Raw genomic sequence first — 13,859 nt, forward strand, 5'->3', positions numbered from 1 at the left:
GAGAGGGCAACCTCTCCCCCGACTGGCCTTATTTAAGGATAGATATATGGACATCAGCCAACCGACCCTACACACGACAACACATCAACATAACCGTAATTTCTGGATTTTTGGCCTGTTCTTCTTTCTGTATTTCTTCATCATGGCGACCTGTTTTCCGTTCCTGCCGGTGTGGCTGGCGGAGGTGATTGGCCTGAACAAAACCCAGACCGGCGTGGTGTTCTCGGCCATTTCGCTGTTCGCCATTCTGTTCCAGCCGTTGATGGGCGTCTTGTCAGACCGGCTGGGATTGAAGAAACACCTGCTGTGGGTCATCGCCATCCTGCTGTTTTTGTTCGCGCCGTTCTTTTTGTATGTGTTTGCGCCGCTGCTTAAGGTCAATAGCCTGTTGGGGGCGGCGGCGGGCGGCGTTTACATCGGGCTGGTGTTTTCCGCCGGTTCCGGCGCGGTGGAAGCCTACATTGAGCGCGTCAGCCGCCAGAGTGCGTTTGAGTACGGCAAAGCGCGCATGTTTGGCTGCCTGGGCTGGGGGCTGTGTGCGTCTACCGCCGGTATTCTGTTTAACGTTAACCCGGCGCTGGTGTTCTGGATGGGGTCGGGCGCGGCGGTTATTCTGCTGCTGTTGCTGCTGATAGCCCGACCGGAAACTCACCCGATGGCGCAGGTGATGGACGCACTCGGTGCCAATCAGCCGCAGGTGACGCTGAAAATGGCGACCGGCGTATTTGGCGACCGCAAGCTGTGGATGTTCGTGCTGTACGTGGTCGGTGTCGCCTGTGTGTACGACGTGTTCGACCAGCAGTTCGCCAACTTCTTTAAATCGTTTTTTGCCACCCCGCAGCGGGGCAATGAGGTATTTGGATTTGCCACCACGCTCGGCGAACTGGCGAATGCGGTCATCATGTTTTGCTCACCGTGGATAATCAATCGCATTGGGGCGAAAAACACGCTGCTGGTGGCGGGGATGATTATGACCGTGCGCATCGTCGGCTCGGCGTTTGCCACCAGCGTAGTGGAAGTGGTGGCGCTGAAAATGCTGCATGCGCTGGAAGTGCCGTTCCTGCTGGTCGGGGCGTTCAAATATATCACCACCACTTTCGACACCCGGTTATCCGCCACCATCTACCTGATTGGCTTTCAGTTTGCCAAACAATCGGCGGCGATTTTCCTGTCAGCAATGGCGGGCAATCTGTATGACCGCATTGGCTTTCAGCACACCTATCTGATCCTCGGTGCGATTGCCCTGACGGTGACGATCATCTCCGCGTTCACGCTCTCTGGCGGTCGCAGCGCACCGCAACCGGCGTATCGAACCAGCGTGTCTTAACTGCGTTTACTCCTGTTTTGGCCACCTCTGATGGCGGCCGAAACACCGACAACTCGAATTATTGAGGAAATATGATGTCATGGGTAAGTTTTGCTTTTGATAATTCACCTTTTCCTGGTGTAAGTACACTTATTTTAGTTCCGTAGAAAAAATTTGAGGGATTATGTTATAAGTATGAGGGGGATATTGATGTAGAGAGAGTTCTATGATCATAAAAAATCTTTTGTTTTTAATCAGCGTATTCCTTGTTGCGTTGCAGCAAGTATTGGTTGGGTTGTCAACTTATTTTATTGGCATGGCAGGCTACAACATATCAATTAATATTGATAAGACGTTTAATTATATTGTGTTGTTCTATGCCAGTATCGCATTTTGCTATGTTTTTGGTTCCCTTTCCTTGTATACAAGAACAAGGTTGTCTAATTCTGTTTGGGCGGAATACTATAGTTGGGTTTTTGGTGAGGTAATAAAAAAGCCATCTCTTTCGTCGCAGGATAATAAGAGGAAAACACTCAATTGGATTGCGGGTGAATCGGTAATCCCCCCGAAAAACCAGTGCATGCATAAGTAGAATTTTCTCCTAACCTGAATGCAGGGGGATTTCTATGAAACGATCACGTTTTACTGACAGTCAGATCATCACCATTCTCAAACAGGCTGAGGCGGGTACGCCGGTTCCTGAACTGTGCCGGGAGCATGGCATCAGCAGTGCCAGTTTTTATAAATGGCGCTCAAAGTTTGGCGGGATGGATGCTGCACTGATGAGCCGACTGAAAGAGCTTGAAGAAGAAAATCGCCGACTAAAAAAAATGTATGCTGAAGAGCGTCTGAAGGCCGAAATTATTCAGGAAGCGATGGCAAAAAAGTGGTGAAGCCATCAGACCGGAAGCAGATGGCTCTGCATGCAGTTGAACACCGGGGATCAGTATCCGTCTGGCCTGTCAGCTCTTTTGTCGTCAGCGAATGTTGCTACCGATACAGGCGCTTACTGAGTCAGGAAAATCAACGGATTGCTGACTGGCTGGTGCGCATCACGGACAGCCAGCGAAACTGGGGCTTCGGCCTGTGTTACCTGTATCTGCGCAACGTGAAAGGCTTTGTCTGGAACCACAAGAGAATTTACCGGATTTACTGCGAACTGTCGCTGAATATGCGGATAAAACCTAAAAAACGGTTGAAACGTGAAAAGCCGGAACCACTGAGGGTCCCCACTGGCAGTAACGAGAGTTGGTCAATGGATTTTATGCATGATCAGTTGTCAGATGGTCGCTCCGTTCGTCTGCTGAATATTATTGATGATTTCAATCGCGAGGCCCTGGCAATAGAGGTCGATTTTTCCCTTCCGGCCAGTCGGGTAGTCAGAACTCTCGAACAACTGATTGAATGGAAAGGGAAACCGGCATCGATTCGATGTGACAACGGACCAGAATATGCAGGTAACACTCTGATAGTATGGGCTGAACGACAAAATATCATCCTCAATTTTATTCAGCCGGGGAAGCCACAACAGAATGCGTATATTGAGCGTTATAACCGGACAGTGCGTTATGACTGGCTGGGGCACTATCTGTTTTATTCGCTGAGTGAGTTACAGGAATACGCCACACAATGGCAATGGTTCTATAATCACGAACGACCGAATATGGCACTGAATGGCTTCACACCAATGCAGCATATTCAGCGCTTATCTGATTCTACTTATCTGCCCGGTTAAAAATGGGGGGATTACCAATCTCTTTCAACTATAGAAGAGGCTTCGTTTTATTATGTGGAGATTCTCGCTTTATATTTTAATGTGTTGTTTACTATTATTGCGTTGATTTTTGTTTTAGGTGTGACTGTATCTTCAGTTATTATCGGGTGTGTTGTGTTTTCGTGGTTGCTGATTTACTACTCCAGTAAATCTATTAACAAAATGTCATCTGAAATACAAAATAGTAAAGTGAACACTTTCCATGCAATCGATAAAATATGGGATAACGGTTTTTTTGGTTTAAAGAAGAATTATTCTGAAGCGCTGGAGCATGCATCTGATAAACACTCGGTTTTTTTCTCTGTACTTCAAAAATACAAAAAAACAGAGCAAGTTTTGGCATGTATACCCGTTCTTATCACTATCCCGCCGCTGGTCTATATTTCCTGGCAATCAACCCTGGTAAGGCCTGAAATTCTTGGCGCTATCGTGGCAGTCTTGCCAAGAACCCTACAACTTTTCCAAAGTATCAATGCTGCGAGTATGCATACAACTCAACTTATGCTAATTAAAAACAAGGTGAGAAATCTTCAAAGGTTCCCGTCCTCACTGGTGGAGGTAGACTATGAGAATAACATTAATGATGATGCAATTATTATTCGTAATCTTAATCAGGATGGTGTGAGCCTGTCTGTTCGTGAGTTTGTCGATTATATTTCCCATGATTGCACATTGCCAGGTCGATATCGGGTGGAAGGCCCGAATGGTTCTGGAAAATCATCTATCCTTAAATTAATAAAAAAGATGACTGATGATTCTGTTTTACTTGGGCCGGAGAATAGTATTGGTATTGATGATATCAAGGGGTCTACAGGGCAAAAACATCGAGAAAACATGAATAGATTACTATCAGATAATGACATATTTATCTTTCTTCTTGATGAGTGGGATGCAAATCTGGATGCGAATAATACAATGGCGTTTGACAAGGTGCTTAGTGATATATCACACAATAAAATTGTCATAGAGGTAAGGCATAAGCATGTAACAGGCTAAATTAACAGGCGGTTATTCCCGCAGCACTAAGATTGTTCCATTTTATAGGATGATGAAATATTTCATTTTTAATTTGAAGGTCATGCTGTATCTGGTTTGATTCCACCCGGCAATACTGAACATGTGTCTAAGCGAATAAACTCTCAATAAAGAGGTGACTCACATGATAAAACCAGCATCAACCAATAATAAACCCCATAAGCAGCATACGTCCGAATTCTGCGATGAAGCCCTGAAACTGGCAGAGCGTATTGGCTCGCTGCTGAAAATGCACGGCTAAAGTGGCTGTTGGCTGAACAGGCTGAGGAATGGGCTATTCGCCATTATCCTGAACAGCATGGATGGAAGGTGACGTCGGGGGCCGTGTCGATTACGATAACGGCGCGTCAGACTAGCTAATGTCTTAAAAATACGACGTTTTGTATTGCCGATACCGTTTTTATTAAAGGGAGCGCCGAGGAATACCATGCCCGCACCAATCAAATATGTTCAGGACAGCAACCGACTACCAGCGCAGGTGGATGTGGTGGTGATAGGCGCGGGGATTGCTGGCGTGGCGGCCGCCTATGAGCTGGCGAAAAAAGGCGTCAGCGTGTTGCTGCTGGAGAAGGGGCTGGTAGGCGGTGAGCAATCCAGCCGCAACTGGGGCTGGTGCCGCCAGCAAAACCGCGATGAGCGCGAATTACCGCTGAGTATTTACGCGCTGCGCCGCTGGGAGGAGTTGCAACAGGAAACCGGCGAAGATCTGGGTTTTCGTCGCTCCGGCCTGCTGTATACCACACAGGATCAGGCAGAGATAGACGCCTGGGCGTGCTGGGGCCAGATGGCGAAAGCCTACGGTGTGCGCAGTGATATGCTCACGGCTGAACAGGCCAAAGCGATGACGCCGGGCAGCACCAGCGCATGGCTGGGCGGGGTGTCATCGCCGACGGACGGCCACGCTGAACCGGCGCTGGCCTGCGCCGGGCTTGCCATCGCCGCACAGCGGCTGGGGGCCTGTGTTATCCAGCAGTGCGCGGTGCGCGGGCTGGATATCAGCGGCGGGCGCATCAGCGGCGTGTGGACGGAGCGAGGCCGGGTGGCAACCTCGACGGTGATTTGCGCCGGCGGTGTCTGGAGTTCGCTGTTTTGTCGTCGCCATGGTATTGAACTGCCGTCGGGCAATGTGATTGGTACGGCATTTCGTACCGCCCCCATCGCACAGGCAATTAGCCTGCCGTTTTATACCGCAGCCTTTGCCTGTCGCCCGCAACGCGACGGCAGTTATACGGTGTCAGTTTCCGGGCGAGGGCGGCTGGAGCCGGGGTTCCAGAGCTTGCGCTATGCACGCCAGTTTTATGCCACTTATCGCGCACGGCGCAAGAACCTGTCGTTCAATCCGGGGATCAAACCGTTTCTGTGCGGGCCGGAAGGGTGGGCGCGCTGGGCGTTTGATGAGCGCTCGCCCTTTGAGCGCACCCGTATTCTTGACCCGGCACCGGATATGACGATAGTCAGCGACGGGCTGGCGGCGATGCGGCGTGAATACCCGGCGCTGGCCGAACTGCGCGCAGTGCAGGCGTGGGGCGGCATGATAGACAGTACGCCGGATGCTATTCCGGTTATCTCTGCGGTTGAACAACTGCCGGGGTTGATTCTCTCAACCGGCTACAGTGCGCATGGGTTTGGTATTGGGCCGGGTGCCGGGCGGCTGGCGGCGGATTTGGCGAGCGGCGCAACGCCCATCGTTGACCCGACGCCGTTTCGTTATGCGCGGCTGGTGGACGGCAGTGGGCTACGCGCGCCCGGTATGATGTAGGAGTGAAGATGACTATCGTAATTCGTGAGATGACCGGCGCTGATGCGGCCTACGGCTGGTCGTTGACGCAGCAGGTACGCTGGCCGCACCGGTTGGCGGACTGGCAGGAGGCGTTAGCGCTTGGCGAAGGGCTGGTGGCGCAGGTGCAGGGCGAACCGGCAGGCGTAGCGCTGTGCTGGCGTTGGGGGCCGCACCGCGCCACTATCGGTTTGGTGGTGGTTGAAGCGCGGCATCAGGGGCGTGGTATCGGGCATCGCTTGATGAGTAGCCTGCTTGACAGGCTGCCGGGGTATCAGATACGGCTGCATGCCACCGCTGTCGGGCAGGGGCTCTATGCACGTCTGGGCTTTGTGGCACAGGGCGAAATGCACCAATACCAGTGTGCGCAGCTACCTGCGCTGCCCGACCCGATACCGGCCCTCGGCCAGCGCCTGCGCCCGGCGCAGCGCGATGATGTGCCGCGTCTTGCGATGCTGGATACCGAGGCGCATGGCTTGATGCGCCCGACGCTTATCGAGCGGTTGATGCAGCATGCCGTTGATGTGCGCGTACTGGAGTATGCCGGTGAGCTACACGGTTTTGCGGCGCTGCGCCGATTTGGTCATGGCTATGTGATTGGCCCGGTAATAGCGCGCAGCGCGACGGATGCCCGCCTGTTGATTCACGCATTGTTCGCGCAGCGGGCCGGTGATTTTGTGCGCATAGATACACCCGCAGCACTGGGGCTGGGGCCATTTCTGTTGCGTTGTGGCTTAACGCAGGTCGATGCGCCCATTATCATGCAGCGAGGCGCGCCGTGGCAGCCAGCGGCGGGCGCAATGCATGCCTGGGCGGTGATGAGCCAGGCGATGGCATAATCATCGCAGGTTATGGGTTATTGGCTAATGGCTATTGGTTAATGGTTAATGGTTAATAGTTATTGCACCGTGCGATTGCGGCCTTCTCGCTTGGCGATATACAGATTTTTATCCGCCAGCGGGAATAACTGGTTAACGGTTTCTACCAGCTCATCCCCCACGGAAGGCGCGTTGGCAATGCCGATACTCACAGTGACGGGTATCAACTGCTGCTGGAACGAAAACGCCGCCTGCTGGATGCGTTGGCGCAGCGTATCGGCCAGTTGATAGAAAGCTTCGGGGAGCGAGTCAAAGCACACCACCACAAACTCTTCGCCACCGATACGGCTGACCAGCCCTTGTTCAGCTACGGTTTGCTGTATTACCCCTGCGACCTGGCGCAAAATTTCATCGCCGCAGTCATGGCCGTAAGTGTCATTGATGCGTTTAAAGTAATCGATATCAATCAACATAATACTGACGGCGTACTGGGCGTCACCGGCGCGTTTCTCGTGGCTGGCGAGCGCTTCGGTAAAGCCATAGCGCGATAATGTCTGAGTGAGAAAATCGTGATTGGCTTGTTGCAGCAACCGCGCATTTAATTGTCGGATAGTACGGGCGTTGGTCGCCATCATCAGTGGGCTGAAAATGGTGGCGGCAATGCCGAGGCGCGTAATCATCATTTGGTGCATGAACGCCGGGTCTTGCGCGCTGTAAATGGCATAGGCATGTTCAGCATTGAGAATAAATTCAGTGGTGCCGGTACACAGCGTAATCAGCCGGGTCAGCCAGAGCGGATAGACAAGCGCACACCAGGTTAACGCCGGTAACGGAAACGCCAGAATCGCGACCGGGCCAAAGAGTGGCGCGATAGCAAGGGAGAGCAGCAGTAGCAACAGCGGCAGGGTGTTGTGCATGCGCAGGGAAGCGCGCTCCAGTTCAATACGGCTGCGTAGCGTAAAAAGCAGCGGTAAAAATAACACCGAGGTATAGAACTGCTCACTAAACCAATCGAGCAGCGAGTTTTGAAAGAACGTCAGCGAAAAATGCGGCCAGTGTTGCAGCGCCAGAGCACCGGCGATGCCACTGACCATGGCGGCTAACAGACAGGCGAGAAACAGGTACAGTGAACCGATCATCTCGCTTTCCTGACGAGGTGTAACCCCAGGCCAGCGCAGTAGTTTTATCATCGCCAGAATAAAGGCGATGTTGGCGAGATTGATGGTAAAGGCGTGGAGCCGCCAGCCATAAAATAGCGAGTCTTGTATGACCATCGCCGCATAGACGATGCCATATCCCCAAACGGTGTTGAGATAGCGGCAGCGGTAGAACAGCACGGTAATCATGATATTGACGGGCCAAAATACCGACATGCCAAAAATTGACATCCTAAGGTGGGCGAAAACATGACAACCGAACAGCGTCATGATGAATAATATCAAGCTGTTCTGGTGAGCCCGGTCGTTTTTGAATAGCGCTAAATTAAGGTGCATGGCCTCTCCGCTTGCTGCCCGGTTACACGCCTGTTGTGATGCGTGCATCACGCGCCAGCAAGGTGGCTGTCGTGGCGCGAGCCTGCGCCGCTGGCGGCGTGTGGTGCTACGGAGCCGGTGGCTTTACCGCGCGAAGCATCGTGGCGCTGGGGATAAAACACGCGATTTATCAGGTAATCCCCCCATTTTTAACCGGGCAGATAAGTAGAATCAGATAAGCGCTGAATATGCTGCATTGGTGTGAAGCCATTCAGTGCCATATTCGGTCGTTCGTGATTATAGAACCATTGCCATTGTGTGGCGTATTCCTGTAACTCACTCAGCGAATAAAACAGATAGTGCCCCAGCCAGTCATAACGCACTGTCCGGTTATAACGCTCAATATACGCATTCTGTTGTGGCTTCCCCGGCTGAATAAAATTGAGGATGATATTTTGTCGTTCAGCCCATACTATCAGAGTGTTACCTGCATATTCTGGTCCGTTGTCACATCGAATCGATGCCGGTTTCCCTTTCCATTCAATCAGTTGTTCGAGAGTTCTGACTACCCGACTGGCCGGAAGGGAAAAATCGACCTCTATTGCCAGGGCCTCGCGATTGAAATCATCAATAATATTCAGCAGACGAACGGAGCGACCATCTGACAACTGATCATGCATAAAATCCATTGACCAACTCTCGTTACTGCCAGTGGGGACCCTCAGTGGTTCCGGCTTTTCACGTTTCAACCGTTTTTTAGGTTTTATCCGCATATTCAGCGACAGTTCGCAGTAAATCCGGTAAATTCTCTTGTGGTTCCAGACAAAGCCTTTCACGTTGCGCAGATACAGGTAACACAGGCCGAAGCCCCAGTTTCGCTGGCTGTCCGTGATGCGCACCAGCCAGTCAGCAATCCGTTGATTTTCCTGACTCAGTAAGCGCCTGTATCGGTAGCAACATTCGCTGACGACAAAGAGCTGACAGGCCAGACGGATACTGATCCCCCGGTGTTCAACTGCATGCAGAGCCATCTGCTTCCGGTCTGATGGCTTCACCACTTTTTTGCCATCGCTTCCTGAATAATTTCGGCCTTCAGACGCTCTTCAGCATACATTTTTTTTAGTCGGCGATTTTCTTCTTCAAGCTCTTTCAGTCGGCTCATCAGTGCAGCATCCATCCCGCCAAACTTTGAGCGCCATTTATAAAAACTGGCACTGCTGATGCCATGCTCCCGGCACAGTTCAGGAACCGGCGTACCCGCCTCAGCCTGTTTGAGAATGGTGATGATCTGACTGTCAGTAAAACGTGATCGTTTCATAGAAATCCCCCTGCATTCAGGTTAGGAGAAAATTCTACTTATGCATGCACTGGTTTTTCGGGGGGATTACCATCATACCTGCTAATCACGAAAAATAAAAAAAATGCGCCATTTTTTCTTTTTATAACAATTTATTATCAGATTTAACCTGAGATAACAGCGGCGGCGCGGGCGTACGATATCGTACACCCGTAAATGGCGGGGGGCGTGGTAATGAGGTTTAACGCAAGCGCCAGCGGTTGAGGCGCTGTTCTGCCCACGCCATAAGGTGATAAAACAGCGCGCTGATAAGCGCTATCAATATCACCCCGGCAATCACCCGCTCGGACTGAAACAGTTGTTGGGCGCGGATCAGCAGGCTGCCGAGTCCATCGCCGGAGGCGATAAAATAGTCGGCACCAATCGCCCCCACCCAGGCATGCATTAACGACAGGCGCAACCCGGCAAACAGCGCGGGCCACATGGCAGGCAGCGTCAAATAACGCTGGCGCTGCCAAAAGCCGAGCCGCAATACCCGCGCGGTTTCCTCAAGGGCGACCGGTCTGGCGCGCATGCCCTGCTGACCGGCCAGCAGCAGCGGGAAAAACGCCGACAGGGCGATGAAGGCGATACAGGCCCGTTCAGATAACCCAAACCAGGCGGTGAGCAGCGGCAGCCAGGCAAACAGCGCCACGCCGCGCAGCGCGCTGAGTAGCGGCGTCAGTAATCTATCGGCAACGGTGTAGCGCCCCAGCACGCAACCGAGCAGGCAACCGGCGCTTGCCCCCAGCATAAAGCCTGCCAGCGTGCGCGTCAGGCTGGTCGTCAGTGCCGCTTCCCAGCCATTCTCAGGGGTAAACAGGGCCGCCAGCACCACGCTGGGCGCAGGCAGAAAGGCGTTCGCGCGCGGGTCTTGTGCGCCAGCCAGTTGCCACAGCAGGCACAATAGTGCTGGCAGAATCCAGCCGATGAATCTGGCGGCGGCAGGGGCGGTGTCGTGGCGTTGCCCGGGCGCAGGCGGCGGCCAGAAAATCCAGCGCCGTTCCAGTTTGCGCAGCAGGTGCTCACCGGCGAGGCCAAATGCGCCAATCACCACAATACACACCAGCACCCCATCGAGCATAAACAGCTGGCGGCTTTGTACCAGCAGATAGCCCAACCCTTCGCTGGAGGCGAGCAATTCCACCGCCATCAGCGAAACCCAGCCTTGTGAAAAAGCCAGCCGTACGCCGGTCATCAGATGGGGCAGCATCACCGGCAGCGTGAGTCGGCGCAGCCGCGTCCACCAGCGCAGTTGCAGGGTACGGGCGATTTCATGCAGGGCGCGCGGCGTTTGCTGGATGCCACTGCACACGCACAACGTCATCGGAATGCTGACGGCTTTAATCAGCACCGTCATTTTCAGCGCTTCGCCGATGCCGAGCGTGAGCATCAGCAGCGGCAGCCATGCCAGCGTTGGCGTTTGCGCCAGCACGTTAAACAGCGGCATCACCGCGCGCTCAAGCGTTCGGCTCAGGCCCAGCAGCATCCCTAACGCCAGCCCGAGCAGGATGCCGCCCAGCAGCCCGCAGGCCAGCCGCAGCAGGCTAATCCACAATTGCGCTGCCAGCTCTTGTGGCACCAGGGTCGCCGCGCTCTCTATCACGGTAAGCGGCGAGGGCAGCACCAGCACCGACATCCAACCGTAATGGCTGGTCAGCGCCCAGAGCGTCAGCAGCATGAGCGGCATTAACAGCGGCAGCGCGCGCATCATCAGCGCAACGCGCGCCATCGGCTCATCCAGCGAGAGGTGTGTGGATTGCATGGCGTCCAGACCGTTATTTATGGGTTAACAGTGACAAACGGTGGACGCCCGCGTGTTCGAGGCTCGCCAGTAAGGTGGCGACCTCGCTGTAGCGCACCGCTTCATCGGCTTGCACCTGTACCGGCTGTTCGGTATTCGCGGCATTGAGCTGTGCAAGGCGTTGCGCCAGCGCTTCGCGCGTGACCGGCTCACTGTCGATGAATAACTGTTGCGAGGCATCCAGGCTTATCACCAGCGGGCGCAGTGATTCAGCCGGGGCGACCGCGCCGGTTTTGGGCAGGCGAATCGGGATGCTGTTGGTCAGCATCGGCGCGGTGACGATAAACACCACCAACAGCACCAGCATCACATCCACCAGCGGCGTGATATTCATTTCACTCATCACGTCATCGTTATCATGGGAAGTAAAGGCCATTGTCATACCACCTCGCGAATCGCGGTTACGGAATAGGCGCTGGCGGGTGGCTCCGGCGTGAAAATCTGCTGTTGTGCCAGGCTGTAGATGTCGTGGGCAAAATCATCCATGTCCGCGACCTCACGCTTGAGCTGGCGTAAAAAATAGTTGTAGATAAGTACCGCCGGAACTGCCACGGCAATCCCAATACCGGTGGCGACCAGCGCATTACCGATAGGGCCTGCCACGGTATCGAGACTGGCCGAACCGGACTGGCTAATGGTGTGCAGCGCCGCCATGATGCCCCAGACCGTGCCGAACAAACCGATAAAAGGAGAGGTGGTGCCGATACTGGCCAGCACCGCCAGGCCGTTTTCCAGCGCCCGACGTTCGCGCTGGATCTGCTGCTGTAGCGCGCGCTCGACCTGATCTTGCCATTGGGCGGCGGGCGCAATGTGCGCTTTGCACCGCGCCAGCACCGCCTCGACTGCACGGGCCAGATTCGCCAGCGCGCCGGGCGGCGTCAGGGCCGACGGTGTGGCATCATCACCGCTCGGTGTGGCAGGCGCGAAATAGTCCTGTTGCCAGAAAAGCTGGCGGAACTGGCGGTTATATTGCCGCAGGCGGCGGTATTGCAGCAGTTTCAGTAAGCCGACTGACCAACTGAGTATGGAAAAAAACAGCAGCAACAGCATCACGCCCCCTTCCGGGGAGAGCACAGAGAAATGAGCGAAAGTCATAGCAGTCCTTATGAGTTCAGAGTGAAATCGATGGGCACGACCACCCAACCGGTTTCCGGTGTGTCGCCCCGGCGAGCCGGAACAAATGACCAGTGCTGCACCGCTTGTCGGGCGGCGTCATCCAGCGCCGGATAGCCGCTGGAACGCTGGAGTTCGATAGCCTGCACCTTGCCGTCTGCGCGCACCTGCACATGAAGCCACACCGTGCCCTCCCAGCCGCGATTAATGGCGACGTCCGGGTAAGCCGGTGCGGGGTTACGTAAGTACGCGGCGCTGGCAGACGGCGGCGTGAGCGGCGCGCTGGCCGGTGCTGAGCTCACCGGCGCGCTGGCGGCGGCGAGAGGGGTTGCCGCAGGCGTTGCGCTGCTGCGAGCGACCGGCGCGCGGCTCTCCGGTGTGGTTTTGCGCGGTTTGGCCGGTTTTGCCTGCCTGGGCGCGGGCGGCGGTGTTTGCGCCAGCGTATCCACCACCGGTGGTGTGACCGGGGTAACATCGGCAGGCTCCGGTGTTTCGGCGGCGGTGGTCTCAATCGGTGGTGCGGGTGCAGCGGCTGGCGGTGTGACCGGCGACGGGGCGGGTTCTGCCGGGGCGCTGGCGGCAAATTCAATCACCACCGGGAGCGGGCGTGGTGCGGTAACGGGTTCAGGCGGCTGGCGCAACAGTAATGCGCCTATCAGCGCACCATGCAGCGCTAACGCCAGCGCCAGCATCAGCACGGTGTCCCGGCGGCGTGCGCGTATGGGCGCAGGGCCAGGAGTGTGCGGGGTGTTGTGCCAGCCGAAGGGCTGCACCGTGACGGTCTGTCGGCGCGGCGCGTTATCCACCGGCGGCGTCGGCCAGTGGCGACGGGGCTCTGCGGCGAGCAGGGAATAGGTCATGATGGTATGGCTCCTCAAACAAAACAGGATCTGGCAGGTTGCATTACGCGTTACCTGTAAAAAACGATAACCACCCAAGGCCGTTATCTGTCTGTTGCTATCGATGGCGGGCATCGATAGGGCGTTAAAAACAGTGTTACAAAAATCAGTGTCCGAAAATAAGCATTCAAAAATCAGTGTTCGCGAATTCGGCTGAGTGTTAACGGGGTTAATCTAACGTATTTAACCCGGTGCATTTAATTTCATGTTTCTTCGAAAACATAAAATGAAATACCCTGGCAATTCTTAATCAGAAAATTGTCATGTCAATGGTTATATATTGCTATCGATATGCGCGTATTCGCTATTTATTTTATTTTTCTTGCTGAGTGAAAATAGCCCCGCTGCGGTATTGCACCGGACTTACCCTAATGGTGAAGGTGAAAAGAAGGCTAATGCATCATCAGCATAGTTTTTTTGCGCCCGCTGCATAGTGCGCGCAATGGCTGAATTGCCTGCCTTAGCGATTTTATGCGTATACAAAAAACATTTTTATATTAGTCAGCCCGCTTACCAGTCGTTAAA

General features: G+C 54.3%; 11 protein-coding genes. 5 read left to right on the forward strand and 6 right to left on the reverse strand.

The genetic code is table 11. The features are described 5' to 3' along the window. Window positions 1-46 precede the first annotated feature (46 nt). From O1Q98_RS19210 to O1Q98_RS19230, 5 genes are all read left to right on the forward strand, one after another. Entirely contained in the window at window positions 47-1,327 is a 1,281-nt protein-coding gene (locus tag O1Q98_RS19210; RefSeq protein ID WP_125259951.1) for an MFS transporter, read from the forward strand. A gap of 605 nt (window positions 1,328-1,932) precedes the next feature. Further along, window positions 1,933-3,041 (forward strand): IS3 family transposase gene (locus tag O1Q98_RS19215; protein WP_423201723.1). Its coding sequence is split into 2 segments (ribosomal slippage): window positions 1,933-2,194 and window positions 2,194-3,041, totalling 1,110 coding nucleotides; the frame shifts between segments, so codons are not numbered across the junction. 54 nt (window positions 3,042-3,095) lie between these two features. Continuing rightward, window positions 3,096-4,076 (forward strand): ATP-binding cassette domain-containing protein, encoded by a 981-nt coding sequence (locus O1Q98_RS19220; protein WP_125259950.1) that lies wholly within the window; start codon window positions 3,096-3,098, stop codon window positions 4,074-4,076. A 466-nt stretch (window positions 4,077-4,542) separates the two neighbouring features. Beyond that, window positions 4,543-5,874, forward strand: a complete 1,332-nt coding sequence (locus O1Q98_RS19225) for an NAD(P)/FAD-dependent oxidoreductase (protein ID WP_125259949.1) — start codon at window positions 4,543-4,545, stop codon at window positions 5,872-5,874. Between the two features lie 8 nt (window positions 5,875-5,882). Next, window positions 5,883-6,731: a GNAT family N-acetyltransferase gene (locus O1Q98_RS19230; protein WP_125259948.1), complete on the forward strand. Its 849-nt coding sequence runs from the start codon at window positions 5,883-5,885 to the stop codon at window positions 6,729-6,731. A gap of 59 nt (window positions 6,732-6,790) precedes the next feature. On the opposite strand, the gene O1Q98_RS19235 is transcribed toward O1Q98_RS19230, so the two are convergent. From O1Q98_RS19235 to O1Q98_RS19260, 6 genes are all read right to left on the reverse strand, one after another. Further along, complete coding sequence (locus tag O1Q98_RS19235; RefSeq protein ID WP_240632781.1) at window positions 6,791-8,083, reverse strand: GGDEF domain-containing protein; 1,293 nt, start codon at window positions 8,081-8,083, stop codon at window positions 6,791-6,793. Between the two features lie 308 nt (window positions 8,084-8,391). After that, window positions 8,392-9,500 (reverse strand): IS3-like element ISKpn20 family transposase gene (locus O1Q98_RS19240; protein WP_125261333.1). Its coding sequence is split into 2 segments (ribosomal slippage): window positions 8,392-9,248 and window positions 9,248-9,500, totalling 1,110 coding nucleotides; the frame shifts between segments, so codons are not numbered across the junction. A gap of 220 nt (window positions 9,501-9,720) precedes the next feature. Continuing rightward, window positions 9,721-11,283, reverse strand: a complete 1,563-nt coding sequence (locus O1Q98_RS19245) for an ABC transporter permease (RefSeq protein WP_125259935.1) — start codon at window positions 11,281-11,283, stop codon at window positions 9,721-9,723. Window positions 11,284-11,296: 13 nt separating this feature from the next. Beyond that, window positions 11,297-11,698, reverse strand: coding sequence for an ExbD/TolR family protein (locus O1Q98_RS19250; RefSeq protein ID WP_125259934.1), 402 nt, complete (start codon window positions 11,696-11,698; stop codon window positions 11,297-11,299). A gap of 2 nt (window positions 11,699-11,700) precedes the next feature. Beyond that, window positions 11,701-12,417, reverse strand: coding sequence for a MotA/TolQ/ExbB proton channel family protein (locus O1Q98_RS19255; RefSeq protein ID WP_125259933.1), 717 nt, complete (start codon window positions 12,415-12,417; stop codon window positions 11,701-11,703). Window positions 12,418-12,425: 8 nt separating this feature from the next. Beyond that, window positions 12,426-13,295, reverse strand: a complete 870-nt coding sequence (locus O1Q98_RS19260) for an energy transducer TonB (RefSeq protein ID WP_240632779.1) — start codon at window positions 13,293-13,295, stop codon at window positions 12,426-12,428. Window positions 13,296-13,859 lie beyond the last annotated feature (564 nt).

The sequence above is a fragment of the Dickeya lacustris genome, from assembly GCF_029635795.1.
Taxonomy (GTDB): Bacteria; Pseudomonadota; Gammaproteobacteria; order Enterobacterales; family Enterobacteriaceae; genus Dickeya; species Dickeya lacustris.